At 45.3% G+C, this 25,677-nt stretch carries 27 protein-coding genes and 1 other RNA gene; 16 read left to right on the forward strand and 12 right to left on the reverse strand.

Features of this window, described 5'->3' with window-relative positions:
• Positions 1 to 153 precede the first annotated feature (153 nt).
• Positions 154 to 684: a DNA-3-methyladenine glycosylase I gene (locus tag Q4B82_RS02490; protein ID WP_303064896.1), complete on the reverse strand. Its 531-nt coding sequence runs from the start codon at positions 682 to 684 to the stop codon at positions 154 to 156.
• A 225-nt stretch (positions 685 to 909) separates the two neighbouring features.
• Entirely contained in the window at positions 910 to 1,707 is a 798-nt protein-coding gene (locus Q4B82_RS02495) for an RNA methyltransferase (RefSeq protein ID WP_303064855.1), read from the reverse strand.
• A 341-nt stretch (positions 1,708 to 2,048) separates the two neighbouring features.
• Between Q4B82_RS02495 and Q4B82_RS02500 the strand changes: the two genes are divergently transcribed.
• The 5 genes from Q4B82_RS02500 (at position 2,049) to Q4B82_RS02520 (ending at position 8,031) form a co-directional block, all read left to right on the forward strand.
• Positions 2,049 to 2,432, forward strand: coding sequence for a RidA family protein (locus Q4B82_RS02500; protein WP_303064856.1), 384 nt, complete (start codon positions 2,049 to 2,051; stop codon positions 2,430 to 2,432).
• Between the two features lie 201 nt (positions 2,433 to 2,633).
• Positions 2,634 to 3,890: a 16S rRNA (cytosine(967)-C(5))-methyltransferase RsmB gene (rsmB, locus tag Q4B82_RS02505; protein WP_303064857.1), complete on the forward strand. Its 1,257-nt coding sequence runs from the start codon at positions 2,634 to 2,636 to the stop codon at positions 3,888 to 3,890.
• The gene (locus Q4B82_RS02510; RefSeq protein WP_303064858.1) at positions 3,856 to 4,500 is read left to right on the forward strand and encodes a DUF4390 domain-containing protein; all 645 of its coding nucleotides are present in this window, start codon (positions 3,856 to 3,858) and stop codon (positions 4,498 to 4,500) included. The genes rsmB and Q4B82_RS02510 overlap by 35 nt, the downstream gene beginning before the upstream one ends.
• Positions 4,501 to 4,552: 52 nt before the next feature.
• Complete coding sequence (locus tag Q4B82_RS02515; RefSeq protein WP_303064859.1) at positions 4,553 to 6,670, forward strand: PAS domain-containing sensor histidine kinase; 2,118 nt, start codon at positions 4,553 to 4,555, stop codon at positions 6,668 to 6,670.
• A gap of 83 nt (positions 6,671 to 6,753) precedes the next feature.
• Positions 6,754 to 8,031, forward strand: a complete 1,278-nt coding sequence (locus Q4B82_RS02520) for a sigma-54 dependent transcriptional regulator (RefSeq protein WP_303064860.1) — start codon at positions 6,754 to 6,756, stop codon at positions 8,029 to 8,031.
• Between the two features lie 287 nt (positions 8,032 to 8,318).
• Here Q4B82_RS02520 and Q4B82_RS02525 read toward each other — a convergent pair whose 3' ends face one another.
• The 6 genes from Q4B82_RS02525 to Q4B82_RS02550 form a co-directional block, all read right to left on the reverse strand.
• Complete coding sequence (locus Q4B82_RS02525; protein WP_303064861.1) at positions 8,319 to 9,473, reverse strand: class I SAM-dependent RNA methyltransferase; 1,155 nt, start codon at positions 9,471 to 9,473, stop codon at positions 8,319 to 8,321.
• A gap of 47 nt (positions 9,474 to 9,520) precedes the next feature.
• Positions 9,521 to 9,874, reverse strand: coding sequence for a DUF86 domain-containing protein (locus Q4B82_RS02530; protein ID WP_303064862.1), 354 nt, complete (start codon positions 9,872 to 9,874; stop codon positions 9,521 to 9,523).
• Entirely contained in the window at positions 9,871 to 10,161 is a 291-nt protein-coding gene (locus tag Q4B82_RS02535; RefSeq protein WP_303064863.1) for a nucleotidyltransferase family protein, read from the reverse strand. The genes Q4B82_RS02530 and Q4B82_RS02535 overlap by 4 nt, the downstream gene beginning before the upstream one ends.
• Before the next feature lie 165 nt (positions 10,162 to 10,326).
• Positions 10,327 to 11,268, reverse strand: a complete 942-nt coding sequence (locus tag Q4B82_RS02540) for a DUF2167 domain-containing protein (protein WP_303064864.1) — start codon at positions 11,266 to 11,268, stop codon at positions 10,327 to 10,329.
• 273 nt (positions 11,269 to 11,541) lie between these two features.
• Positions 11,542 to 12,603, reverse strand: coding sequence for a zinc ribbon domain-containing protein (locus Q4B82_RS02545; RefSeq protein WP_303064865.1), 1,062 nt, complete (start codon positions 12,601 to 12,603; stop codon positions 11,542 to 11,544).
• A 53-nt stretch (positions 12,604 to 12,656) separates the two neighbouring features.
• Positions 12,657 to 12,917 (reverse strand): spore coat-associated protein camelysin, encoded by a 261-nt coding sequence (locus Q4B82_RS02550; RefSeq protein WP_303064866.1) that lies wholly within the window; start codon positions 12,915 to 12,917, stop codon positions 12,657 to 12,659.
• 110 nt (positions 12,918 to 13,027) lie between these two features.
• Between Q4B82_RS02550 and dapD the strand changes: the two genes are divergently transcribed.
• From dapD to Q4B82_RS02590, 8 genes are all read left to right on the forward strand, one after another.
• Complete coding sequence (gene dapD / locus Q4B82_RS02555; protein ID WP_303064867.1) at positions 13,028 to 13,849, forward strand: 2,3,4,5-tetrahydropyridine-2,6-dicarboxylate N-succinyltransferase; 822 nt, start codon at positions 13,028 to 13,030, stop codon at positions 13,847 to 13,849.
• A 267-nt stretch (positions 13,850 to 14,116) separates the two neighbouring features.
• Positions 14,117 to 15,193, forward strand: a complete 1,077-nt coding sequence (prfA, locus tag Q4B82_RS02560) for a peptide chain release factor 1 (RefSeq protein WP_303064868.1) — start codon at positions 14,117 to 14,119, stop codon at positions 15,191 to 15,193.
• Positions 15,194 to 15,308: 115 nt separating this feature from the next.
• A complete protein-coding gene (locus tag Q4B82_RS02565; protein ID WP_303064869.1) occupies positions 15,309 to 15,527 on the forward strand; it encodes a hypothetical protein in 219 nt (72 codons plus the stop codon).
• Between the two features lie 29 nt (positions 15,528 to 15,556).
• Entirely contained in the window at positions 15,557 to 16,072 is a 516-nt protein-coding gene (locus Q4B82_RS02570; protein WP_303064870.1) for a hypothetical protein, read from the forward strand.
• Positions 16,069 to 16,455 (forward strand): hypothetical protein, encoded by a 387-nt coding sequence (locus Q4B82_RS02575; protein WP_303064871.1) that lies wholly within the window; start codon positions 16,069 to 16,071, stop codon positions 16,453 to 16,455. The genes Q4B82_RS02570 and Q4B82_RS02575 overlap by 4 nt, the downstream gene beginning before the upstream one ends.
• A 19-nt stretch (positions 16,456 to 16,474) precedes the next feature.
• Positions 16,475 to 17,350, forward strand: a complete 876-nt coding sequence (locus Q4B82_RS02580; protein WP_303064872.1) for an EamA family transporter — start codon at positions 16,475 to 16,477, stop codon at positions 17,348 to 17,350.
• A 66-nt stretch (positions 17,351 to 17,416) separates the two neighbouring features.
• Positions 17,417 to 18,193: a type I methionyl aminopeptidase gene (map, locus tag Q4B82_RS02585; protein WP_303064873.1), complete on the forward strand. Its 777-nt coding sequence runs from the start codon at positions 17,417 to 17,419 to the stop codon at positions 18,191 to 18,193.
• Positions 18,194 to 18,362: 169 nt separating this feature from the next.
• Complete coding sequence (locus Q4B82_RS02590) at positions 18,363 to 19,391, forward strand: hypothetical protein (RefSeq protein ID WP_303064875.1); 1,029 nt, start codon at positions 18,363 to 18,365, stop codon at positions 19,389 to 19,391.
• Between the two features lie 61 nt (positions 19,392 to 19,452).
• Here Q4B82_RS02590 and Q4B82_RS02595 read toward each other — a convergent pair whose 3' ends face one another.
• Positions 19,453 to 19,953, reverse strand: coding sequence for a DUF1841 family protein (locus tag Q4B82_RS02595; RefSeq protein ID WP_303064876.1), 501 nt, complete (start codon positions 19,951 to 19,953; stop codon positions 19,453 to 19,455).
• Positions 19,954 to 20,040: 87 nt separating this feature from the next.
• Here Q4B82_RS02595 and ssrA point away from each other — a divergent pair.
• Positions 20,041 to 20,401, forward strand: a transfer-messenger RNA (tmRNA) gene (gene ssrA / locus Q4B82_RS02600).
• Between the two features lie 243 nt (positions 20,402 to 20,644).
• Here the strand turns inward: ssrA and metK are convergent.
• Positions 20,645 to 21,814: a methionine adenosyltransferase gene (metK, locus tag Q4B82_RS02605; RefSeq protein ID WP_303064877.1), complete on the reverse strand. Its 1,170-nt coding sequence runs from the start codon at positions 21,812 to 21,814 to the stop codon at positions 20,645 to 20,647.
• A gap of 459 nt (positions 21,815 to 22,273) precedes the next feature.
• Between metK and Q4B82_RS02610 the strand changes: the two genes are divergently transcribed.
• Both Q4B82_RS02610 and hemA read left to right on the forward strand, forming a co-directional pair.
• Positions 22,274 to 22,783, forward strand: a complete 510-nt coding sequence (locus Q4B82_RS02610; RefSeq protein WP_303064878.1) for a peptidylprolyl isomerase — start codon at positions 22,274 to 22,276, stop codon at positions 22,781 to 22,783.
• Positions 22,784 to 23,071: 288 nt separating this feature from the next.
• A complete protein-coding gene (gene hemA / locus Q4B82_RS02615) occupies positions 23,072 to 24,322 on the forward strand; it encodes a glutamyl-tRNA reductase (protein ID WP_303064879.1) in 1,251 nt (416 codons plus the stop codon).
• Between the two features lie 293 nt (positions 24,323 to 24,615).
• On the opposite strand, the gene Q4B82_RS02620 is transcribed toward hemA, so the two are convergent.
• A complete protein-coding gene (locus Q4B82_RS02620; RefSeq protein WP_303064880.1) occupies positions 24,616 to 24,954 on the reverse strand; it encodes a P-II family nitrogen regulator in 339 nt (112 codons plus the stop codon).
• Between the two features lie 185 nt (positions 24,955 to 25,139).
• On the reverse strand, positions 25,140 to 25,658 hold the full coding sequence (locus Q4B82_RS02625) for a hypothetical protein (RefSeq protein WP_303064881.1): 519 nt from the start codon (positions 25,656 to 25,658) through the stop codon (positions 25,140 to 25,142).
• Between the last annotated feature and the right edge of the window lie 19 nt (positions 25,659 to 25,677).

Here is a 25,677-nt window from a genome sequence, read left to right on the forward strand (position 1 = left end):
CAGACTTCATAGTCAATTCATTTGAAAACAGTACAAGATTAGGGTGCGCCGTGTGCACCAAATCCCCCCATCTTTCAATTATTCAAACTGTTTGATAAACAATGACTGTGTAGTACTATATGGTTCAACCTATCTCACAGCCAGTGGGGAAAATTAAATGTGTGTAGCCAATTTCCGTCCAATGGGACAATCTGACTGATGCGCCCCCATCAAATAACCCAAACTCATCAAAAATTCTCCCACAATTTCGCCACCCACAAATTTAAATTGCTGTTTGAATAATTTAACCCATTCGCTTTTCTCACGTGGATGATGTAAGTCCAACCAATTTTTCAGACTACCGTATTCTTTTTGCAAAACAAGAATTTGTTGTGCATTGTAAATGGCAGCCTGAATTTTCAATCGGTTACGCACAATACTCGCATCATTCAACAAACGAATCACATCATCTTCATCAAATGCTGCTACTTTTGCCACATCAAATTGCGCGTAAGCAGCCTGAAAAGCAACACGTTTTTTCAAAATCAAAGTCCAATTCAAACCCGCTTGATTGATTTCCAAAATCAGCCTTTCAAACAACACATTGTCATCAGCTTGCATAAAACCGTATTCAGTATCGTGATAAGCCTTGTTTGGGTCAAATGTATTCGCAGGCAACGCATTACAAAAATCACAATAAGTCATGCCATTCTCCTTATTCATTCCCATTTCAGGCAGCCTTGCCTTAGGAGCCATTAACAGCGAAGAGCGGTGTTCGATGCGAAGTTGTTTTTCAAGCGAAATCGCCAAATTCAAGGGAAAGCGGACTTGTGCAGCTAAAAAATACAAGCTAATGCCGTCCATTAATGCGTATTTTGACACAGAAGTTGGTGATTTTTGACACAAATACAACCACGAAACGAATTATCATTAGCCCCTAATTTTCTGCTGCACTTTATTGAAAAATCCGCGCAAAATATCAATGTCCTCGGTGGTCGTGTCCGCCCGATTAAACAGCGAATGCAAACGGCGCACCATGCGTTCTTGGTTGCGTTTGTAGAAAAAATCCAAATTTTCCATTGTTTGTTCAAGATGTTGCACCATGCCTGCCACTTGGTCGGCGGTGGCAAGGTTGCGCTCGGGAATCAGGTGCGACATATCCGCATTCACTTGGCTGAACAATTCGTAGCACACCACTTGCACCGCCTGCGCCAAATTCAGCGAAAAATAATTGGGGTTGCCCGAAATCGTCATCAGGCGATTGCAATGCTGCACTTCGTCTATGCTCAAACCAAAGGTTTCGTTACCAAACACCAGCGCAACTTGTTGCCCATTTTGCGCGGCGGCAAGCAAGCTGGGCGTGAGTTCGCGTGGCGTTTGCAAAGGCGTGGTAAGTTCACGGCGGCGGCTGGTTAGGGCGCAACTCAACACCGTTCCCATCAAGGCTTCGGGCAAGGTGGCAAGGATTTTGGCGTTTTCCAACACGTCCACCGCGCCCGAGGCGAGTATGAAACTTTCTTCGGGCAGCTTAAAATCGGCAGCATTTTCGGCTGAAAATTCAAGTGGTTCAGGTGTCATGGGCGTTTGCATGAGATTGGGGGCAACCAAAACCAGTTGGCTCAAACCCATGGTTTTCATGGCGCGTGCTGCTGCGCCGATGTTGGCGGGGTGGCTGGTGCGGCTCAATACAATGCGAATGTTTTGTAAATATTCGGGGACGGACGACATAAAAAGGCAGCCTGAAAACAAAAATGGGATTATACAGTTTCAATCGCAACTGTGTTGTAGGGTAAGGTACTTGCACCTACCATTTGATGTACTAACACGATTGATTTTGAGGCTGCCCAAAAAGGGGGAGGACTTGCACTACCCTACACAAATCATTTATTTTCATGGTATTTCCCACTTTCTTATCCCAAGCCCTCATCACAAAAGACAAACCAACACCGCAAAACATTTTCAATTCTGCGACCATAATTTTTTCAGGCAGCCTCAACATCAAAACTGGTCAAACAAGAATTTTTCTCTATAATACGGTTTTTCCTCACACCTTAATGAAAGGCGTTTCCATGAGCAAAATCATTATCCACACCGATAAAGCGCCAGCTGCCATCGGTGCATACAGCCAAGCCGTTCGTGCAGGCAACACGGTCTATTTGAGCGGTCAAATTCCGCTTGTTCCTGAAACCATGCAGTTGGTTTCAGATGATTTTGAAGCCCAAACACATCAAGTTTTCAAAAACTTGCGTACTGTGTGTGAAGCTGCAGGTGGCAACCTGAACGACATTGTGAAAATCAATGCCTATTTAACCGACTTGGGCAATTTTGCCATTTTCAATCAGGTAATGGAACAGTATTTTGCCCAGCCTTTCCCTGCTCGCGCTGCCATTGGTGTAGCATCTTTGCCACGCGGCGCACAAGTGGAAGCCGAAGGCGTGTTGGTTTTGGCTTAATTTACCGATATAGTCGTAAAAATGAAAAAACAATACAAAGCGACAATGTCAGCCGTACACAGGAGTATATAAGGGCGTTAGCAACGCCGTAGTGTTTTTTCAGTTCTGCGACTATAACACCACGCATCAGGCTGCCTGAACGCACCAAAACATTTTCAGGCAGCTTCAATCCCATTGGAAACCACAGCAGAAAGCCCCAATATGTCTCTCTCCCAAGTTCAACAACTCGCCGCGCAACTGGCATATGCCGTAGAAAACGGTCGCAATCTGTCTGATGAAATCGCAAGCATTGTGGCGGCACACCCTGAATTGAGCGCACAAGACAAAGGCATGCTGCAAGACATTGCCTATGGCAGTCAACGTTTTTCAGGCAGCCTGAACTTCATGTTGGGCAAATTACTCAATAAACCACTGGACAACCCACAACTCAAACACTTGCTTTTAACCGCTTTATATCAGCTTAACCACACCCGCAATGCACCACACGCAGTCGTCAATGAAGCAGTAAACAACATCGCACGCATCGGTCGTGGACAATACCGCTCCTTTGCCAATGCCATTTTGCGCCGTTTTTTGCGTGAAAAAAACAAACTCAATGCCCAATGTAAATATGACAACATCGCGCATTACAATATGCCCACTTGGTTACTCAAAACCCTACAAACCCAATATCCCAAACATTGGCACAACATCGCCACCGCTTTTCAAAACCACCCACCTTTAACCTTACGCATCAATCGCCGCCACAGCAACGCCGAACGCTATTTAAACATACTGGAACAAGCAGGATTAAGCGGCAAAATTCTGGACGAATACGCCATTCGTTTAAACGAAGCCCTGCCTGTTTCCCAATTGCCCCAATTTGAACAAGGCGTGGTTTCCGTGCAAGACTGGGGCGCACAACAAGCCGCCTACTTGCTTGCTCCACAAAACGGCGAACGCATTTTAGATGCCTGCGCTGCCCCTGGCGGTAAAAGCGGACACATTTTGGAACTGGCAGACTGTCATTTAACCGCATTAGACATCAACCGCACTCGTCTCAATCGCGTACAAAGCAATTTAGACCGACTGGGTTTTCAGGCAGCCTTACATTGCGCACCTGCCGAAAACCTAAATGAATGGTGGAACGGCGAACCATTTGATGCCATTCTTGCCGATGTTCCCTGCACCGCATCGGGTACCATCAAACGCAATCCCGACATCAAATGGTTGCGCCGCCCATCAGATGCCCACAAAACCGCACGCCAACAACACACCCTTTTAGATACATTGTGGACAACCTTAAAACCACAAGGACGCATGTTACTGGCAACCTGTTCGCTGTTTGAAGAAGAAAACAGCGCACAAAGTCGCCAATTTTTACAACGCCACGCCGATGCCGTATTGCGTGAAGAAAAAACCCTTTTGCCCAATGAAAAACAAGATGGATTTTATTACGCACTGTTTCAAAAGCATTAAATGCCACATCAGCACCCCATATAAGCTGCCTGAAAAAAAACTGCTGGCATTTTCAGGCAGCCTGTTCATGCTGATTTTACTGCTGCCTTTGTCTACCCAAGCCGAAGGCATCACACACCATCGCCGTGAAGCACACATCATGGAAAACGGACAGCTTGCCATCAGTACCCGTTTTCAAACCGAGCTGCCTGAACAATTGGCCGATGCACTCAAACAAGGCGTACCATTGGATTTTACGTTGGCATATCAACTGGAACGCCCCACATTTACCGCCTACAAATTCAAACTCAACCGCTTGGTCAGCAACAACAATACCGTCAATTATCGCCTGACTTTCCACCCTTTAACCAACCGCTATCGCGTGAGTGTAGGCACATTTTCATCAGAATACAACAGTTTAAATACCGCACTCAAAGCTGTTGGCGCAATTGCAAACTGGTCAGTATTAAGCGAAGGTTCATTAAGCAACCACGAAGCACACGATGTCCAAGCCCAAATCCGTTTGAGCTTAACCACGTCCAAGCTGCCCAAGCCTTTCCAAATCAACGCCATCAATTCCCAAAACTGGAATTTGGATTCAGGTTGGCAAGATTTAACAATCAAAAAATGAGTTTCAGGCAGCCTGAAACGCCCACAACCCAAACAAACCCACACACCTTTTCATGCGCCCATTTTTAACCATTTGTACCCTACTCGCTTTCGCCGTACTCTATTTACTCACACAATCCACCAACAGCGACAGCACACTTGCCCCCTATTTTTGGTTTTTAGCAAGTTCAGCCGCCATTTTGGCAACCGTCTTACTCATCATTACCACACGCTACATTTGGCTAATTTTACGCGACCGAAAAAATCAGGTTTTCGGCTCACAAATCGCACGCCGCTTATCCCTCATGTTCACGCTGGTTGCCGTCTTGCCTGCGCTCTTTTTATTGGGTGTATCGGCACAATTCATTTCACACAGCATTCAATCATGGTTTGGCGATGACACCAAACAAGCCCTAGAACGCAGCCTGAATTTAAGTAAAAACGCACTCAATGCCAGCGTAGCCAACAGCAAACAACACGCCCAAATCATCAGCAACCACATCATCGCCACCACACAATCCAAGCACAACATTCAGGCAGCCCTATCCACCAACGAAGCCCACACTTTCACACAACTGACTGTGTGGCAACTCAATGGTACGCGTGCGCCCACATTGCTTGCCGAACACAATCCCAACAAACTGCCCCCACCCGAATGGGACAACAGCATATCGCTTAACATTCAGCAAAACCATGATTTCACAGGCGTAGAAATGGTGCAACGCCACTTATACGCATCAGGTTGGCTCATGCTGCCTGAAAAAAACGGACAACAATACGCCCTGTTTTTCAGGCAGCCAGTACCCGAACAAATTGCCACCGATGCCCAACTGATTGAATCCGCATGGTCAAAATACGCCGAACTTGTGTTTGCCCAAAAAGGTTTACAAACTTTTTTCTTGGTAACACTATTGGTTGCCGCAGTATTGGCGATTTTGCTGGCATTAGCAGCTGCCCTGTACTTCGCCCGCCGTTTTGTTGAACCCATTTTATTACTGGCATCAGGCGCGCGAGCAGTGGCAGATGGTGATTTCGGACAACGCATTGAAGTAGAACAAAAAGATGAGCTGGGCAAACTGGTAGGCTTATTCAATGACATGAGCGGCAGTCTCGCCCGTGCCAAAATGGCAGACGAACAACACCGCATTGAACAAGAAGCCGCACGCCATTTTTTAGAACGCGTGTTAGACAGTTTAAGCGCAGGCGTGGTAACGCTGGATAACACAGGCTGCCTGAAAACCTTTAACCGCAGCGCAGAAAAAATTCTGGATTTACCCCTAGCCGAACTTTCAGGCAGCCTACCCGAAACATGGGCAGAAAAATCGCCACAACATCACGAATTAACCCAATTATTTAACACATTTTTAGCAACCGAAAACCAAACCGAAGCCACAGAAAACCCATACAGCGCACAAGACGAAATGCGAATTTTACTGGGCAAAGCCATCAGGCTGCCTGAAGAAAACGACAGCGCATTGGTTGTGGTGTTTGACGACATCACCGCTCTGGTACAAGCCCAAAAAGAAGCTGCATGGGGAGAAGTAGCAAAACGTTTAGCACACGAAATCCGCAATCCGCTTACCCCCATTCAACTTTCCGCTGAACGCTTGGCATGGAAACTGCAAGATAAATTAGACACACAAAGTGTGCAAATTTTAAATAAATCCACCAATACCATCATCAAACAAGTGGCCGCCTTAAAAGAAATGGTAGAAGCTTTCCGCAATTATGCCCGCGCACCCACTTTAAAATTGGAAAAAATCAATCTCAATGAAGTTGCAGAAGAAGTTTTGCTCTTGTATGAAAGCCATGCTTGCCAATTCATTGTTAAAATGAGTAAAATACCCCTACTCATTCAAGCTGATAGCACAGCCATGCGCCAAGTATTACACAATCTGCTCAAAAATGCGGTTGAAGCAGCAGAAGATGTGGAAACACCACAAGTTGAAGTATCCAGCTCAATCACTTCTGATGGTAACGTGGCAATTCATATCCAAAATAACGGCAAAAGTTTCAGCAAACAGATGTTGCACAACGCATTTGAGCCATATATGACCGACAAACCTAATGGCACAGGTCTTGGTTTACCTGTTGTCAAGAAAATCATTGACGAACATGGCGGTCGTATCGCGTTAAGCAACTTACCTGATGGTGGTGCATGCATTCGCATTGAACTGCCTCAGGCTGCCTGAAAACAGAATGGGTCTACAATAATTATTAAAAAATCAATCATTGAGAAAAATCAATCATTGAATACAGAAAGAAATTTTGCCCCATGAGAAGCACCGACATTTTAATTGTGGACGATGAAATCGGCATCCGAGAAGTGTTAAAAGAAACATTAGAAGATGAAGGTCATACTGTAGCTTTGGCAGAAAATGCCGAAGAAGCACGTCGTTTACGTAATCAAACTCGTCCAGCCATGGTCTTGCTCGACATTTGGATGCCAGACAGTGATGGTATTACTTTGCTCAAAGAGTGGGCAACAAACGGACAACTCAATATGCCTGTGGTCATGATGAGCGGACACGGCAGCATTGATACCGCCGTAGAAGCCACCAAAATCGGAGCTTTGGATTTTTTGGAAAAACCCATTCCATTACAAAAATTGTTGGCAACCGTAGAACGCGCCCTAAAATACAGCGAATCCCAAAACAGCACTGAATTCACTTTGGAGGGTTTAGGCAACTGTGAAGCCGTCAAAAACCTACGAAAACAAATTGAATACGCACGCCGTCAAACCAGCCCCGTTTTATTATTGGGCGAATCAGGTTCACCATTTGAAACAGTGGCACGCGCTTTCCAACGCGGAACCGCAGCTTGGGTCATGCCAGGTCGCCCCGAACACATTGCCGATATGCCAACCGAATTGCTCAACAAAGCCAGCAACGGCATACTCTATCTTGGCGATATTGCCCAATACAATAAAAACGTCCTACAAAGCATTGGTTTTCTCATAGGCAAAGCCGAACGACACAACACCCGCATCATTTGCACCAGTAGCCTTGCACTTAACGAACTCCTGTCTCAATCCGAACAAGACACACGCGTTTTAGACGTATTATCCAGCTTGGTCATTACCATTCCCCCATTACGCGAACAAGCCGAAGACATCGATTTTCTCATTAACCACATTTTAGACGAACATCACCCACAAGGCTTATCTGGCGTACGCTTTACCCCTGCTGCCTTGGTCAAACTGCGCCAATATGAATGGCCTGGCAATTTGGCACAATTCAAAAATGTCATCAGCAGTTTGGCACTCAACGCCATCAATGGCGAAGTGGGCGATGCTGCCGTCATCCAAATTTTGCATCAATTTGACCAACCCATACACTTGACACATGACACACAAACAGGCGGTTTCAATTTCAGCCTGCCCCTGCGTGAACTTCGCGAACAAGTAGAGCGTCGCTATTTTGAACACCATATTCGTCAAGAAAACGGCAACATGAGTCGCGTTGCTCAAAAAGTTGGTTTAGAACGAACCCATTTATACCGTAAACTCAAACAACTGGGTATCTCATTTAGCCGAACCAATAGCAAAATGTAAGAAGCTGCATCCCAATTTCAGGCAGCCTAAACCCTTTAACCAAACCATAACCACACGCATAGGGACAGATTTCATATCTGTCCCATTTTCAGTTTTAGATAGTCTCATTTTTATCAATAAATTGGGAAAGGGCGGATATGAAATCCTCCCCTACGTTCCAATTCATTTAAAGCAACAACGGAAGCCGTGCCAGTACATAAAGGCATTGACAACGCTATACGATTTGTATTTGAAACAACTGTATTTTATGGATTAACATAATCCAACCACACTAAATTTATTCTAGTTTATTTCTCACGATTGCTGCCTGCCACCATGTCCAACACAAACAAACGACAATCCAAATTGCCGTTAAACAGGGGAATTTTGCGTTTGGGTTTCAAGCGCATGAGTTTGGGCATTTCCATGTCGCCCGACAACCAAGCGGCAGTCCAGCCTGCATAATGCTGTTTCAGCCAGCTACCCAACTGCGGATACAGCGCGTGCAATGCCTGTACTTCCGCCAAACGCACCCCATAGGGCGGATTGGACACCACAATCCCCTTTTCGCCATTGGGTCGCGTGTCTTGCGCGTCCACAGTATTGAAATCAATAAACATATCCACTTCGGCTGCGCGTGCGTTTTCTTGGGCGATTCGGGTCATGGCACGGTCGTTGTCGCTGGCAGCGATTTTGTTTTTGGGTTTATCGTGAATTTGGGCGCGGGCTTCGGCTTTCAATTTCACCCACAAGGCTTTGTCAAAATTCAAAAATTGTTCAAATGCAAAACGGCGGTTTAAGCCAGCCGCACGGTTGAGCGCAATCCAAGCTGCTTCAATTGCAATCGTGCCGCTACCGCAAAACGGGTCTTGGAAAGGCTGCGAGCCGTCATAGCCTGCCAACAGCAACAAACCTGCCGCCAAATTTTCGCGCAATGGGGCTTCGCCTGTGTCTTGGCGGTAGCCGCGTTTGAACAGGGTTTCACCACTTGTATCGATGAAAATGGCGACATTTTGCTCGTCCAAAAAGGCGTGAATGCGGACATCGGGGCGATTTTTGTCTATGCTGGGGCGTTCGCCGCAATGGTCGCGGAAACGGTCGCATACGCCATCTTTGATTTTTAGGGCAATAAAATCAAGGCTTTTGACTTTGGCGCGTTTGCCTTCCACTTTCACGCGAAAGGTTTGATTGACTTTAAACCATTCTTGCCATTTGAGATTTTTGGCGGCTTTGTAAATGTCGTCTTCGCTGCGATAGCTGGCGCGTGTGAGTTGCAGCAACACGCGGCTGGCGGTGCGGCTGTGCAAATTGGCGCGGTAAACTTCGTTCAGGCTGCCTTTGCAGGCTACACCGCCGTCTGTGGGGGCGATGTGGGTGCAACCTTGTTGCGCCAATTCTTGCGCCAAAATGGTTTCTAAACCGCGTGGGCAGGTGGCAAATAGGGTGTATTGGGTGTTGTTCATAAATATTCGTTTCTTGTTTTATTTCAATTTCAGGCTGCCTGAAAAACTTACTGGCTTAAATCAATTGCTTTTAATTGCCAATAAAATTCAGATAAATTTCCTTGAATGGTTGCCCAAACCATTTCCCAATCAACGGCAAAATAGCCGTGTGCAATGGCATTTCGCATTTGATAGGCGGCTTTGAAAGGCAATTCGGGATTTTGTTCAACAAAATCAGGGCAACTTTTCAAAATATTGTTGCTGGTTTCACCAATGATTTCCAAATTTCGCACAACCGCGTCTTGCAATAATTCATTATTGAGAAAAGACAATTCTGTCTCATCTTCACAATAACGCTCAATGCGCTCAATGGCTTGCAAAATATGCTGGATATAATCTTGTAAACGCAGGGATTTTTTCATAATGGCACCGCCTCCAACAAAACCATTTCCCGAAAATGCGGTGGCAAACTGTTGGGTGTATGAATATCCACATCAAGCCCTGTTAATTCAATCACTTCACTGCGAATCGCGCCCAAATCAAACAAAGTCATGCCTTTTTGCGGTTCAATCAAAATATCCAAATCGCTGTGTTCGCTGTCTGTACCGTGCGCCACCGAGCCAAATACGCGCGGATTATGGGCGCGATGTGCCTTGATGATTTGGGTAATCATTTGACGGTGTTGTTGCAAAATTTGACTGGGTTTCATATTGGGTTTTCCTGTAGATTTTCGGGTTTTCAGGCTGCCTTACAGCACACGACAATTTTTTGAAATAACCACAAACCTGTCCCCTCTCCCGCTTGCGGGGGAGGGGACAGGTTACAGGCAGCCTGAAAGATTTTTGTCGTGTACTGTAAGGCTGCCTGAAAACCATCATTCAACATTATCATGGTTTTCATTGTCTTTTTTGCGTGAAAACAATTTTTTAATTGCCACCCAAATCGGAATCAATGCCAACACCAGCAGTTTGCCGAATTTCGCAAACAACACGCCCAGCATGGCAAACAAACCCAATTTTTTCGCAGCCAAACCGCCCACCAAAGCCGCCAAACCGTATTCTGCCACTTTATCGGTGGTGGGGTTGAAATCGGTGTAGCGCAAACCTTCTTTAAACTCAATTTTGCTCAATAAATCTTGTGCCAGCAATTTGTCTTGCGCGATGGTTTTGTCGCCTGTAATCAAGGTTAAATTGATGTAACCCTTTCTGCCCAAAGCATAAGTGTTGTAATTGACTGTGGCTTCGCCATTGGGGTCGCTTTTTTCGCGCACGTCCACCGACCAAATCAGGCGATGGGTTTGCGCGTCATAATGTGGTTTTTCAATCCAATCTTTAACCATAATCGCTGAAATGCCTTTTTCGGCACGCACTTTATTTTGTGCTTCTGTGCCATCTTTCAGATTTTGCAACATTTCATCGGCTTTCCAATCTTTTGCGTCATCGTCTTTGATGTAGCCTGATTCTTCGTAGCTCAAATCAAACCACCAATCGGGGGATTTATCGCCTTGTTCTTTGGGGAAAATCATGCCATAGCGTTTGGGATTGACCGAGTTGCCAAACATTTCTGCCAACTGATTGGCTTCATTTTTTTGCAAAAAAACCATGTTTTCAGGCAGGCTCAATGTGGCTTCATTGCCCAATTCAATGGTGGTTTTGCCCTGCACCGCTTTTTTGAACAAAGCGTCCAAAACCTGTTCTTGCGATGAAGTGGACGACACCACCGTTTCAGACGCTGCCTGTTGTGGTGCTGCCTGAACGTTGGACATTGCCAGCAGCAAGCTGGCACACAAAATACCCATGTGTTTTTTGATGAACATGATGGATTCTCCTTGGTAAAATCACAATAATCACGATAAAAACTGTTTGGCTGCCTGCAATCTGTTCCCTCCCCTGTCTGGTGGGGGAGGGAGTAGGTTCGTGGCAACATCAAAAATTGTCGCATGCTGTAAATATAACATGAATTCGGGATAAAAATCATTGACAAATACGCCCTCTCTCCAACTCTCTCCCATAGGGAGAGAGAGCGAGATTGTTGGTCAATTTACAGTTACTTATCCCAAATTCACGTTCAGTGTAAGGCTGCCTGACACTCACTCGTGCTTCTGCCCACACGCATAGCAATAGCGGTTAAACGCGCTGCTGCGTGTTTGGCAGTTGCCGCATTTTTTGAATAATTGTACGCTGCAATGTGGACAAAAATCCATGTTTTCATTGGTAAAATCCAAAGGGCGTTCGCAACTGGGGCAAATTTGTTTCGCCAAACGGTTTTGTGCCAAATCGTAGTTTAAGGTTTCGCGTTCGGTAATCGGCTGGGCTTCTTCGGCTTGTTTGCGCTCCAAATAGCGGTACATGGCGGCGATGGCGTATTTGCCTACCAACACGGTTACGGCAATGCCCACCAAATGGCGCACATAGCCACCATAGCTGGGCAAATACGGCACCAGTTCCACAAAAAACGCAAACAGCGCAAAGAAAATAAACCCCCACACAAAGGGAAACCAACGCGATTGCCGTTTGTTTTTAAACAACCAGCCTGCCGCCAATAAAAGCGGTAAAGTCAAAGCCAAACGGTACAAAAACACTTTCAACTCGGTGGCGCGGTCGGCAGCAGCTTTGAGCGGCTCGGCAGCACGTTCCAAATCGTTCAGGCTGCCTGAAATTTGCTCAATGGCTTGTTCGGTGTCCAATTTTTGTTGGCGAACTTGCTCCACTTGTTTTTCCAAATCGCGTTCTTTGGCGAGCAGTTGTTCGTATTCGGCGGTGCGTTCAAAGACTTTTTCGTTTTGCTCACGGTCTTCGCTGATTTTGCGCGTGGCAAGCGAGGCGATGTATTTTTCGCGCTGCGATTGGGTTTCGTTGCGCTGTTTTTCAAGGGCAAGCTGGGCTTGTTCCAAAGCATTTTCGTGTTCGCCCAAGCGTTTTTCCAGTTGCGATTTTTGCGCGTTGAGTTGTTCATATTGCGCTTTGTCGGCAATGTAATGCGACAATTCGTGGGACTGTTCCACTTTGGGCAAATCGTCCACGATTTTGCCGCCCAAACCAATCAAAAAGCTGGCAAACACCACCGCCAACAACCACAATCCGCGCCTGAACCATTTTTCGGTACGGCGATTGGTTTCTGCCAATGTGGGGGTAGATTTTTGGATTTTCATGATGATTTTCCGTTGTTTTGGTTTAGAAAATATGTTTTCAGGCAGCCTGAAAATTAATGTGTACAAACACGCTGCCCAATACGCTTATCAAAATAACAATCACGGTGCAGATTGTCGTGGTAGATGATGGTTGGCGGTGGCGTTTCGTTTAGAATCACGGTTGTACCAGCAGGTGCGTTCACGGTTACGGTTTTGTGAACGGTGCTTTGGCTGTGAACAGGCAAATCAATCGTCGCGAACCGCCCATGTGGTGTATCGGCATACAGGCAGCCGCCCAATGTACTCACGGATAAAATCACGATAAGGTGTTTCATGACAGCGTTCCCTCAATCACGACAAAAGAAATATTCTAACACTTTCAGGCAGCCTGAAAATCAGTTTTGCGTTACAATAACACACTTTACAACCCCATTTAGGATAGAAAATGTCATTGCAACAAATCATTGAAACCGCGTTTGAAGACCGCGCCAACATCACCCCCGCAACCGTAACGCCCGAAGTGAAAGAAGCCGTGTTGGAAACCCTGCGCCAACTGGATTCAGGCAGCCTGCGCGTTGCCGAGCGCGAAAGCGTGGGCAAATGGAAAGTGAACGAGTGGGCAAAAAAAGCCGTGTTGCTCTCATTCCGCATTCAAGACAACGTGATTTTGGGCGATGGCGTAAACCAATTCTTTGACAAAGTGCCAACCAAATTCGCGCAATGGACGCAAGCCGATTTTCAGGCAGCAGGTTTCCGTGCCGTTCCTGGGGCAGTGGCACGTCGTGGCAGTTTCGTGGGCAAAAACGTGGTGCTGATGCCATCGTATGTGAACATCGGCGCGTATGTGGACGAAGGCGCAATGGTGGACACTTGGGCAACAGTTGGCTCTTGCGCCCAAATCGGCAAAAACGTGCATTTAAGCGGTGGCGTGGGCATTGGTGGCGTGTTGGAACCCTTGCAAGCCAGCCCCACCATCATTGAAGACAACTGCTTCATTGGCGCACGCAGCGAAATCGTGGAAGGCGTGATTGTGGAAGAAGGCTCGGTTATTTCTATGGGCGTGTACATCGGTCAATCCACCAAAATCTACGACCGCGAAACAGGCGAAATCCATTATGGTCGCGTGCCAGCAGGTTCGGTGGTGGTTTCAGGCAGCCTGCCCAGCCAAGACGGTAGCCACAGCCTGTATTGCGCCGTGATTGTGAAAAAAGTGGACGCGCAAACCCGTGCCAAAACCAGCGTAAACGAATTATTGCGTGGCGTGTAATCTTTAAATATTCAAAACACAAATATGCTGCCTGAAAGACATGACTGCACTTTCAGGCAGCATATTTGTGTTTTCGCGTATAATTTGTGCCGTTTTTAACCTTTTTATGTTTCAGGCAGCCTTGAATACAGTTGTTTCAGATTAACACGGACAACGCAACAATGCGAGATGTACATACACCCTGTACATAAAGCAACATTGGCAACACTGTACGATTTGTATTTGAAACCACTGTATTTTCAGGCAGCCTGAACGTGAATGTAAACCATGAAACCCAGTATTCTCAATAAATTACAGATTTTATCCGAACGATTAGAAGAAGTTACCGCGCTTTTGGGTTCGCCCGAAGCCGTGTCTGATATGGAAAATTACCGCAAACTCAACCAAGAACATTCGGAACTCACGCCCATTGTGGAGACCTATCAGGCATACCGTTTGGCACAAAGCGATTTGGCGGACGCGCAAGAGATGTTGTCCGACCCCGATATGAAAGATTTTGCCGCCGAAGAAATTCAAGCAGCCAAAGACAAAATTGAAACCCTTGATTTTGAATTACAAAAATTGCTGCTCCCCAAAGACGCAGACGATGACAAAAACATTTTCATTGAAATTCGCGCAGGCACAGGCGGCGATGAAGCGGCTTTGTTTGCAGGCGATTTATTGCGTATGTATGTGCGCTATGCCGAACGCCATCGTTGGCAAACCGAAATCGTCTCCGCCAGCGAAAGCGATTTGGGCGGCTACAAAGAAGTCATCGTGCGCTTGGCAGGCGTGGGCGCGTATGGCAAATTGAAATTTGAAAGCGGCGGACACCGCGTTCAACGCGTACCCGCAACGGAAAGCCAAGGGCGCATTCACACATCGGCTTGCACCGTTGCCGTGATGCCCGAAGCAGACGAATTGGAAGAAATCCAATTAAACGCCAATGATTTACGCATAGACACTTTCCGCGCCAGTGGTGCAGGCGGTCAGCACATCAACAAAACGGATTCAGCCGTCCGCATTACCCACTTGCCCACAGGCATGGTGGTGGAATGCCAAGACGGACGCAGCCAACACGCCAACAAAGCCCAAGCCATGAAAGTGTTAGCCGCCCGTTTGAACGACATGCAAAAACGCGAAGCCCAAGCCAAAGAAGCGGCAGAACGCAAATCCCTGATTGGCAGTGGCGACCGCAGCGAGCGCATTCGCACCTACAATTACCCACAAGGGCGCGTTACCGACCACCGCATCAATTTGACTTTGCACAAGCTGGATTTTGTGATGGACGGTGATATGGAAGAAATCACGTCCGCGCTGATTGCCGAACATCAGGCGGAATTGTTGGCGGCAATGGGGGAGTGATTGTTTTGCCCACCGCTAGGTGTTTCAGGCAGCCTGAAAGTCCTAGCGGACGGTAAAATGTGGGGTACAATTTGTTGTACCATATCAGTAACGCATTGTTTAAAATGGATAAATCATGGATAAAAATTTTGCCATTGAAATGAAAACCCACGCTTTAAAATCCATAGAACATTTGTCTTCAATATTGCTTTTACCCAAATTTAATGCGTTGCCACCCGAATTACGCGCCCAATTACACCGAAACATTGGCGTTTTGATTGGCGAAACGCAAATGACGATTTTGGAAGAAATTTACCGTTTTCATCCCGAATTGGACGATTTACAGGAAAAATGATGTTTCAGGCAGCCTGAAAGGAAAAATACATGATTTTAATAAAGAAAATATTGTTTGAAATCATTAAATTGATTTTATTTATCCTGATTTGGTGGGGTATGGCGACAATAAGCGAATGGCAAATGCCACTCAAAAGTCGCCCCGTTACCCAAACTGAATTTTTCCGATTCTGTGTGTTGGTTGATGGCAAAATCCAATCGCAAAGTTTGCAAGATTACAAAAAAGGTAAAGATGTGTTGTGCCACACACCTGTACCTGATGATGGAAATGGTTGGTTTAATTACAAATATTATTTTGACATCACACCCTCACAAACTTATCGCTTAATCAGTTATGCCGATAGCCCTGCTGACCCTTATATTTACCACTATCGCATTGAAAATCAAGAAATTGTACCGATTGATGTGCAATACGGTGGTTTGATGAATCAAATGGCTGCTTGGTTTTATGGTTTGATTTTAACGATGATATTGTGGGCGGTGGGATACAGATTGTATTTAAGGTATTTCAGGCAGCCTGAAAAGACAATTCCCAAAATCAAATGAAAAAAATCATCTTATTATTTGCATTTGTGAATGTGATTTTCGGCTGGATTTTGCAACAATATCCAGCCGCTTTGCCATTTGACCGTGCCACAGACGGCAGGTTGCTCTACCCCATTTCATCGGGCAGTGAAGACGCACATTTGCTGGCATGGACATTGCAAGGATTTGTTTTTACACTGTTTATGTCGCTGTTTACACGAACGTGGCAAATGGCGGCGTATGTTTTGAATTTGCTGCTGTTGTGGCTGGTTTACGGCTTGATTGCTTTGGACAGCAGTTTGTGGGCAGCCGCACAAGTGGGTTTTATCCTGCCTTTACTGGCAACTGTTTGGGCGAATTTGCCGTTATTGTTGATTGTGAAAAAAATGTTTCAGGCTGCCTGAAAACAGGAGAAAACCCAAAATGGAAATCAAAGACCGTTTGCTCATTGCCCTTGTGATTGCGATTTGGGGCGTGAATTTTTTGTTTATGCGTTTGTCTTTAAACGAAATGCCACCCATGATTTTGGGTGCTTTGCGTTTTGTGTGCGTGGTTTTCCCCGCCATTTTCTTTTTGAAAAAGCCCGATGTGGCGTGGAAATGGCTGATTTTATACGGCTTAACGATTAGTTTTGGGCAATTTGCGCTGATGTTTACCGCACTACATTGGGGCTTTCCGACAGGTTTGGCGGCATTGGTACTACAAATACAGGTGTTTTTCACCGTGATTTTGGCAGCAATTTTGTGGCGCGAACCTGTGTTGCTGCACCAATTTATCGGCATGATAACCACCTTTATCGGCTTGATTTTAATCGGATTAGGGCAATATCAAGGCAATTTGCCGCTACACGCCCTATTGCCTGTGGTGGGCGCAGCCGCATCATGGGCTTGCGGCAACATCATTGTGAAAAAAATCGGTAAAGTCAATCCCTTATCTTTGGTGGTGTGGGGCAGCGTGTCGGCATTGGTGGCGTTTTCGCTGGTATCCTTGGCAATGTATCCAATTGATGAGATTGGCAATTTCATCACGCAAAGCAGTTGGAAAGCTTGGGCTGGCGTGTTATTTTTGGCTTATGTGTCCAATTTGGTGGGTTATACGGGTTGGGGCGCGTTGCTGTCGCGTTATCCTGCGGGTAAGGTTACACCATTTGCGTTTCTGGTGCCTGTGATTGCTTTGTTGGTGGGTTATGTGATTTTGAGCGAACGCTTGGGCATGTGGCACATTTTAGGCATTTTAGGCGTGATGAGTGGTTTATTGTTGCACATTTTTGGTCAAACTTTATTTTCACACAAACGCTAAATGCTGTTTTTCAGGCAGCATACAATGCGGTAAAATAACGTGTTTTAAATTTTGAAAGACATCGACATGGCAGTCCCCATTACCACCCCCGAAGAACAAGAAAAAATGCGTGAACTTGGTCGCTTGGTTGCCGATGCACTTGATTACATTGGAGATTTCATCAAACCAGGTATCACCACCAATGAAATTGACAAGCTGGTTTACGATTACCATGTGAATGTGCAAGGTGGCTATCCTGCGCCCTTGAATTATGGCAATCCGCCCTATCCCAAATCGTGTTGCACATCGGTCAATCATGTGATTTGCCACGGCATTCCAGACGATAAACCTTTGAAAGAAGGTGATATTCTCAATATTGATTTGACGATTAAAAAAGACGGTTTTCACGGCGATTCCAGCCGCATGTTTACCGTGGGCAAAGTTTCGCCACAAGCGCAACGCTTGATTGACGTAACCCATGACGCGATGATGGCTGGCATAGGCGCGGTTAGAGCAGGGGCAACTTTGGGCGACATTGGCTTCGCATGTCAGCAAGTGGCTGAAAATGCAGGTTATTCGGTGGTACAAGAATTTTGTGGACACGGCATTGGGCGCGATTTTCATTGCGAACCGCAAATTTTGCATTATGGCAAACGCGGTCAAGGCATGGTGTTGCAAGCAGGCATGATTTTCACGATTGAGCCGATGATTAACCAAGGCAAACGCCATTTACGCATTTTGAACGATGGTTGGACGGTTGTTACCAAAGACCGCAGCCTGTCGGCACAATGGGAACATGAAGTGCTGGTTACAGAAACAGGCTGCGAAATTTTGACGATTTCGCCACGCACAGGAAAACCTTGATTTCTACCAAATCCAACATTAGGGTGTGCAACTTGTACTGTTTTTGTTTTAAATGGATTGACGACACAAAACAGGCTGCCTGAAATCCCATTTTACCCACACACGCCATTTGAGTAGCTTGAAACCGTTTTAGGCAACTTGATTATCTCAAATGAAAGGAAACCACAATATGCCCCAATCCCAATTTTCAGCCGCGGTGTTGTACGCTCTTGACACACCTCACGAACGCCAAAAACTTGCCATCAAACTGTTTAACGAAGCGATGGAAAATGAAGACAACGCCACCGCAATTGATGTAGCCAATTTCGTGATTGGCGATGAAAATTGTGCTTACACCTTTTCAGCGGGTTTTCAAATGCACTGTGCCAGTTGGTTGGCACGGCATTATCGCCAATGCTATGCCGACACCACCGACAACAGTCCTGAAGAAGACGAATATTTAGAAAAATTGATTGATATTTTGTGGAAATTCAAATGGCTCATCGCTCGCCTACCCTATGACATCAACATAAGTCAAGACGAAATCACACAAGCCAATGAATTGGTTACACATTTCTATGAACATTTTGAATATGGTCAAGCTGCACTTGCCAAAGCTTTGATGCACCAAAACATCAAAATGGGCAATGTTCAAGCCGTGCAACAACATTTTGAGACATGGCAAAACACCGAAGCCGATTGGGGCAATGATTGCGATGCGTGCGAACGCAATAGTTTGGTGGAATACCATCATTTTATTGGCGATTATATGCGTGTGATTGAATTGGCAAAGCCCATTTTATCGGGCGAAATGAGCTGTGGCGAAGTGCCACACATCACTTATGAATTTGTCATTGACAGTCTGATTCGTACCCAACAAACCGAAGCTGCCCAAGATTTACTTAACGAAGCCATTGATTTAATTACCAATAATATTGAAGAAAACCTACATTTATTGCCGTCCCTGATTTACCTGACACACAAAGTAGGCGACCACGACAAAGCTAAAGATTTGCTGAACGATTTCAACGATGCGATTTTGACACTTGCTCCCAATAACCGATTGTATTATTTGGATTACCTGATTTGTGTTGCCCCATTTAACGATGAAGCCATCCATGAAGCACAAAAAGTCGCCGCCGAATTTGACGAACGCAATGACAACAGTTTTTATCAAGACAAATTGACACTCATGTTTGGTCAAATACAAGTACATTGATTTTTCAGGCAGCCTCAATCATTTAGGCTGCCTGAAAATAAAGAATTTTTTAAAATTAAAATCAATCTCTTAAACTGATTTTATCCGATAATCCCACTTCATGTGGATTGATACGCGCTTCATCTTCTTGTCCCAAATGTACCAATTTTCGCAATTTAGTGATGTAATTGTTCACGTCCAAACCGCGTCCAAAACGCTGTGCCTCCCACAAAGTTTCCGCCAAAGCCTCCATCATTTCGTGTTCTGCTTGAACCCAATCACCATATTGGGCACACAATTTCTCATGAATTTCACGAATACCAAATGGCTGGTCAATCGCCACTTGTTCCTGAATGGATAGATGCATAGAAAGATGCAAAAAAGGATTGGTTTGCCCTTTCTCAGGTGTCCATTCATAGTCCAAATAATTCTCAATATTATCCAAAATCGGTGCATATTCCTGATGTGCTTGCAAAATCCGCAACGCTTTTTGTTGTAAAGCGTCCAATTGCACAGGCGCAAAACGCAGCCGCCAAACATGAGCAAAAAAACGGCGCACATCATGGGTATTCACATCATACATAGTTGATTATTCCAAAAAAGTAGGACGAACGGCATTATAAAGCCTTTTCAGATAACCTGAAACTGTGTACAATCGCCTTTCTCATTTGGGGGCGACCTTGGTTTCGACGGGGGTTGCAAAGCAAATGTGGGCATACCGCGTTTTCAGTTACGCGTAAAACACTGTACGAAAATAGTCGCAAACGACGAAACTTACGCTTTGGCAGCTTAATGCCAGCCGTTGCAGCAGTTGGTCAATGGGCTGTGTGGGGCAACCCACTGCAACGTCATTTACATTGACTGGTTTTCTGTCGGGTTACTTGGCAGGAAATGAGATTGTAGGTAACTGGTTTCCAAACAGCCTGTCTGTCGGCGGAATGGGAATGAGACAATAAGTAGATAAGACTAAGTATGTAGAACACTTTGTAGAGGACTTTCGGACGGGGGTTCAATTCCCCCCGCCTCCACCAAATTCTCAAAACAAATCCCTGAAATCATCTGATTTTCAGGGATTTTGTGATTTTCAGACAGCATTGTAGCAAAAAGAAAGCACAGAAATGAAAAATCGCAACAAAAATTATGTGGTTGTTTGTAGGTCAGCCAATCGTGTATGGATTGGGATTTAGGAAGAATATGGTTTTATCATTAAAATGTGTTTTCAGGCAGCCCGAAAATCCACTCAGGCTGCCTGAAAACATCAAATCACAGCAAAATCACAAATTCGCGGCTTTGCGCAAAATTTCCGCTTTGTCGGTTTTTTCCCAAGTGAACTCGGGTTCTTCGCGACCGAAATGTCCGTAGGCGGCAGATTTGCGGTAAATGGGGCGCAATAAATCCAACATTTGAATGATGCCTTTGGGGCGCAAATCAAAATGTTCACGCACCAAAGCAATCAATTCTTGTTCGTTCAATTTGCCTGTGCCAAAGGTGTCAATGGCGATGGAAGTGGGTTCGGCAATGCCAATCGCGTAGGAAATTTGGATTTGGCATTGGCTCGCCAAACCTGCTGCAACAATGTTTTTCGCCACATAGCGACCTGCGTAGGCGGCAGAACGGTCTACTTTGCTGGGGTCTTTGCCTGAAAATGCGCCGCCACCGTGTGGGGCTGCGCCACCGTAGGTATCCACAATGATTTTGCGACCAGTTAAGCCGCAATCGCCATGAGGGCCACCGATGACAAATGTGCCTGTTGGGTTGATGAAATATTTGGTTTCGGGCGTGATTAAATCGGCTGGCAACACGGGGAAGATGATGTGTTCTTTAACCGCCGCCACCAAATCATCGTAGGCAATGCTCTCATCGTGTTGGGTGGACAATACAACCGTGTCAATGCGTTTGACGCGACCTGTTTCGCTGTCGTAGGCAACGGTCAGTTGGGCTTTGGCATCGGGGCGCAACCATGGCAACAAGCCGCTTTTGCGGACTTCGCTTTGGCGTTGCATCAGGCGGTGGCTGTAATAAATGGCAAAGGGCATGAGTGTGGGCGTTTCATCGCAAGCGTAGCCAAACATCAAGCCTTGGTCGCCTGCACCTTGGTTCAAATCCAAGCCTTCGCCTTCGTTCACGCCTTGGGCGATGTCGGGCGATTGTTGTCCGTAGTTCAGCACCAATTTGAAGGTGTCGGCGGCAAAGCCCAAGCTGGGGTCGTTGTAGCCGATTTGACGCACGGTTTCGCGCGCGATTTTTTCGTAATCCACTTTTGCGCTGGTGGTGATTTCGCCTGCCAACACACACAAATCAGTGGCAACCAAGGTTTCGGCAGCCACACGCGCTTTGGGGTCTTGGGCGAAAATCGCGTCCAAAATGGCATCGGAAATTTGGTCGGCAACTTTGTCGGGGTGTCCTTCGGATACGGATTCCGATGTGAATAAATATTCGCTCATATCATTGCTTTCATTCAAATCAATTCAATCATAAACTGGCTTTCAGGCTGCCTGAAAGCGAAATTTAGGCAAAAAAAAGCCCGCATTCAAAGCGGGTTTGGATTGTTTGGTCTCATCAAAGAACCGAACCACATCGGCTTACGCCGTCCACCTTACTTGTTTTGCAACCAAGCAGGTTGGCATGGAATACCCAACTCTTAATGCGGTGTGCATCATAACAATTTTGACGCATAAGGGCAAGCAATGATTTTTCAGACAACCAATTGAACTGCATTTTCACAAAAATGGTGCTTTTTCCTTAATTTTTGCATCAAAATTGGGCTTGCTGCCTGAAAACATTGTGCCTAAAATGAACATTTTTAGTTTCAGTCTTAAAGCTTCCTGAAATAGCCTTAATCACTTGAAATTTTTTCAGGCAGCCTTAATTTTCTTAACCGCAACAATATAAGGAAAAACCAAATGATTAAATTACATACCAATTTCGGTGTTATCGGCATTGAATTGAACCATGAAAAAGCCCCCATTACGGCTGCCAATTTTGAACAATATGTGAAAGACGGTTTTTATGATGGAGTAATTTTTCATCGTGTTATCAAAGGCTTCATGATTCAAGGCGGGGGCATGGACAGCGACATGAATGAGAAAGCCACTCGCGAGAGCATTGAAAACGAAGCACACAATGGCTTGAAAAACGACAAGTACACCATTGCCATGGCGCGTACTTCACAACCTCATTCTGCCAGCGCACAATTTTTCATCAATACACAAAACAATGATTTTTTGAACTACCGAGCCAAAGAATTACACGGTCGTGAAGTGGTACAAGAATGGGGCTATGCCGTATTCGGTAAAGTGGTAGAAGGTCAAGAAGTCGTTGATGAAATTGAAAAAGTCGCTACCAAACGTCATGGTTATCATGATGACGTGCCTATTGAACCCGTTGTCATCAATAAAGCGGAATTGGTTTAATACAAACATTCAAATAAGGCTGCCTGAAAGCCCAAATGGTTTTCAGACAGCCTTGTTTTCATTGATGCTGATACCTATTTTTGATAGCCAATTGCGATTATCTAATCACACTATACGACCCAATCTTATCAAAAATACAAACAATTTCAGTATGTTTCAGGCAATATACAAACACACATAAAAACGATAACCTATTGCATTAAATCAAATTTTATTTATTTATCTTTCAAATTGCCCACAAATTTCGGTATAATTTGCCCATTCACACAAAAACAATAAACCACTACCATGAAACTTACCGTAATCGGTCTCAATCACCAAACTGCGCCATTGAGCATTCGTGAAAAATTGGCATTTACTGCTGAAAATTTAGCGCAAGCTGTACGCGATTTAAGTTCTCATGCTGCAAGCGAAGCTGTGATACTTTCAACATGCAACCGAACTGAACTGTATTGCGTAGGCGATGCCGAACACATCATCGCTTGGTTGGCAAACCATCAAAACATCAGTGAAGCCGAAATTCGTCCTTATTTGTACATACTGGGTTGTAGCGAAACCATACGCCACGCCTTTCGAGTTGCTTGTGGTTTAGACAGCATGGTTTTGGGCGAAACCCAAATTCTGGGACAAATGAAAGCCGCCGTAGAAGTAGCACGTCAAGAAAATGCCATTGGAACATGGCTCAATGCCTTGTTTCAACGTACTTTTTCTGCCGCAAAAGAAATCCGCAGTAACACAGGTGTAGGCGATAATGTGGTTTCTATGGCATCGGCAGCGGTACGCATGGCGGAAGACACTTTTGGCTGCCTGAAAAATTTAAATGTGCTGTTTGTAGGTGCAGGTGAAATGAACGAAGGCGTGGCAACTTATTTTGCTGCTAAAATGCCTGCACTCATCACAGTTGCCAACCGCACTTTAAGTCGTGCTACCCATTTATGCAGCAAACTAAATGGTAATGCCCAAGCCGCACCATTAAACAGGCTGCCTGAAATTGTGCATCGTTACGACATCATCGTATCTTGCACCGCATCAACCGATGCCGTGATTACACATCAAATGATGGCGCGTGCTACCGAAAAAAATACGATAAGCAAAACCATTTTCATGTTGGATTTGGCCGTACCACGCGATATTGAAGCCCAAGTAGCGCAAATCACAGGGGTTAAACTGTTTACGGTAGACGATATTGCCCATGTGGTCGCAGAAGGTAAAGAAGCACGCCGTCATGCCGCAGAAGCTGCTGAAACATTGGTACAACAAAAAGTAAGTGAATTTATAGAATGGCAACGCGCACGCCAACGTGTGCCTTTGATTTGTGCCTTGCGTGATGAAGGCGAACGTGCTCGTTTACACGTTCTGAACAATGCTATGCGCCAACTTGCCAAAGGCACCCCCCCCGAAGAAGTTTTGGAACGTCTTTCGGTGCAACTAACCAATAAATTGCTGCATTCTCCCACGCGTGCACTCAATAAAGCTGATGCCCACGACAATCATGTGGTACACGCGTTATCACAAGTTTACCGTTTACACAGCTCATAATTGGTACTCAATCATAAAAAGTCGAAACCTTTATAAAACCTATTGTTAAACGAACGTAAAAGCAGATTTTATATCCGTCTTTTTTCAAAGGTTTAAGGCTGCCTGAAAGACCATTGTTTTCAGGCAGCCTTTTATATCTGACCACAAATAAGATTAACGCGAACTTAGGATAAGAAAAAACAACCATTTGTTTTAAATAAAATTATATCATTAGGTCAGGGCACATACCCAACTCACACAAGTCATTTATTTTCTTGGTATGTTCAACTCACTTACGCCAAACTCACGTTAAATTAAACCGCAGCATCTGCCGTTTCCCCTGTGCGAATGCGGATAACTTCTTCAACAGGCAAAATAAAAATTTTGCCATCGCCAATTTTTCCAGAACGTGCCGTTTCAATAATGGTTTCAACCGCACGTTCAACCAAATCATCGGTCAGCACCAATTCAATTTTCACTTTGGGCAAAAAATCAACCGCATATTCTGCGCCGCGATAAATTTCAGTATGCCCTTTTTGGCGACCAAAACCCTTTACTTCACTGACCGTCATGCCCGTGATACCCATTTCGGTTAATGCCTCACGCACATCGTCCAATTTAAAGGGTTTAATGATGGCTTCAATTTTTTTCATCTTCTTTTCCTCCTTACCCAATGATTAAGACAGATACAGACCCACACCAAAAAATAAAATTACCATTAAATTTCAATATTTTGACTTCATCATATCATCATTCAAGCTACCAGAATCCCTTTCAGGCAGCCTCTCTTATTCAAAACCTGTATTCATCAAATTGACAGATGAATACAGGTTCTCAATCACATTCGTCCCAACTCACGTTGTAAAGCCTGAATATTTTGTTGTCTGTCCAAAACCGCACTTTCCAGTTGGCGAATGCGGTTTTGATGACCCGCATCAAGTTGCCCATCAACTGCCCTACCCTCTGCCAAAGCTTTTTGTGCATTTGCCAAAGCCGTGCGCTCATTGCTCAACTCTTGTTCTAAAATCGTGCGGCGACCGCTGGCACGCGTTGTATCCAAACGTGGTGCAACTGATGCCGATGCCACAGGAACAGCACGCGCAGACACAGCACCACTAACACTACTGCGTGCCACAGTTGTTGATGGACGTGCCACAGCAGCTGCTGTGTTACTATTACTTGAATGACTGGATTGAGCTGCCGTATAACTGCCAATTTTTTTGCCCAAATCGGCTTTTCCGCTGCCATGTTTAGGGTTGGAGGTATAACAACCCTGTCCACAACTGTACACTTCCGCAATGGCATACGGCGCAATCGCCCCAAACACAGCACACACCATTAAAGCACGATAATTCATTTTGTTTCCTTATAATAAT

This window comes from Alysiella sp. (genome assembly GCF_030525755.1).
GTDB lineage: Bacteria > Pseudomonadota > Gammaproteobacteria > Burkholderiales > Neisseriaceae > Simonsiella.

Bases quoted from the DNA above. Each gene is read 5' to 3' on its own strand.
- Q4B82_RS02580 (WP_303064872.1), top strand. From the start codon at position 16,475: ATGGAAATCAAAGACCGTTTGCTCATTGCCCTTGTGATTGCGATTTGG.
- Q4B82_RS02625 (WP_303064881.1), bottom strand. From the start codon at position 25,658: ATGAATTATCGTGCTTTAATGGTGTGTGCTGTGTTTGGGGCGATTGCG.
- dapD (WP_303064867.1), top strand. From the start codon at position 13,028: ATGTCATTGCAACAAATCATTGAAACCGCGTTTGAAGACCGCGCCAAC.
- Q4B82_RS02590 (WP_303064875.1), top strand. From the start codon at position 18,363: ATGCCCCAATCCCAATTTTCAGCCGCGGTGTTGTACGCTCTTGACACA.
- Q4B82_RS02535 (WP_303064863.1), bottom strand. From the start codon at position 10,161: ATGAAACCCAGTCAAATTTTGCAACAACACCGTCAAATGATTACCCAA.
- Q4B82_RS02620 (WP_303064880.1), bottom strand. From the start codon at position 24,954: ATGAAAAAAATTGAAGCCATCATTAAACCCTTTAAATTGGACGATGTG.
- Q4B82_RS02510 (WP_303064858.1), top strand. From the start codon at position 3,856: ATGGATTTTATTACGCACTGTTTCAAAAGCATTAAATGCCACATCAGC.
- Q4B82_RS02545 (WP_303064865.1), bottom strand. From the start codon at position 12,603: ATGAAAATCCAAAAATCTACCCCCACATTGGCAGAAACCAATCGCCGT.
- Q4B82_RS02540 (WP_303064864.1), bottom strand. From the start codon at position 11,268: ATGTTCATCAAAAAACACATGGGTATTTTGTGTGCCAGCTTGCTGCTG.
- Q4B82_RS02595 (WP_303064876.1), bottom strand. From the start codon at position 19,953: ATGTATGATGTGAATACCCATGATGTGCGCCGTTTTTTTGCTCATGTT.
- map (WP_303064873.1), top strand. From the start codon at position 17,417: ATGGCAGTCCCCATTACCACCCCCGAAGAACAAGAAAAAATGCGTGAA.
- Q4B82_RS02570 (WP_303064870.1), top strand. From the start codon at position 15,557: ATGATTTTAATAAAGAAAATATTGTTTGAAATCATTAAATTGATTTTA.
- prfA (WP_303064868.1), top strand. From the start codon at position 14,117: ATGAAACCCAGTATTCTCAATAAATTACAGATTTTATCCGAACGATTA.
- metK (WP_303064877.1), bottom strand. From the start codon at position 21,814: ATGAGCGAATATTTATTCACATCGGAATCCGTATCCGAAGGACACCCC.
- rsmB (WP_303064857.1), top strand. From the start codon at position 2,634: ATGTCTCTCTCCCAAGTTCAACAACTCGCCGCGCAACTGGCATATGCC.
- Q4B82_RS02520 (WP_303064860.1), top strand. From the start codon at position 6,754: ATGAGAAGCACCGACATTTTAATTGTGGACGATGAAATCGGCATCCGA.
- Q4B82_RS02610 (WP_303064878.1), top strand. From the start codon at position 22,274: ATGATTAAATTACATACCAATTTCGGTGTTATCGGCATTGAATTGAAC.
- Q4B82_RS02575 (WP_303064871.1), top strand. From the start codon at position 16,069: ATGAAAAAAATCATCTTATTATTTGCATTTGTGAATGTGATTTTCGGC.
- Q4B82_RS02530 (WP_303064862.1), bottom strand. From the start codon at position 9,874: ATGAAAAAATCCCTGCGTTTACAAGATTATATCCAGCATATTTTGCAA.
- Q4B82_RS02565 (WP_303064869.1), top strand. From the start codon at position 15,309: ATGGATAAAAATTTTGCCATTGAAATGAAAACCCACGCTTTAAAATCC.
- Q4B82_RS02490 (WP_303064896.1), bottom strand. From the start codon at position 684: ATGACTTATTGTGATTTTTGTAATGCGTTGCCTGCGAATACATTTGAC.
- hemA (WP_303064879.1), top strand. From the start codon at position 23,072: ATGAAACTTACCGTAATCGGTCTCAATCACCAAACTGCGCCATTGAGC.
- Q4B82_RS02495 (WP_303064855.1), bottom strand. From the start codon at position 1,707: ATGTCGTCCGTCCCCGAATATTTACAAAACATTCGCATTGTATTGAGC.
- Q4B82_RS02500 (WP_303064856.1), top strand. From the start codon at position 2,049: ATGAGCAAAATCATTATCCACACCGATAAAGCGCCAGCTGCCATCGGT.
- Q4B82_RS02550 (WP_303064866.1), bottom strand. From the start codon at position 12,917: ATGAAACACCTTATCGTGATTTTATCCGTGAGTACATTGGGCGGCTGC.
- Q4B82_RS02515 (WP_303064859.1), top strand. From the start codon at position 4,553: ATGCGCCCATTTTTAACCATTTGTACCCTACTCGCTTTCGCCGTACTC.
- Q4B82_RS02525 (WP_303064861.1), bottom strand. From the start codon at position 9,473: ATGAACAACACCCAATACACCCTATTTGCCACCTGCCCACGCGGTTTA.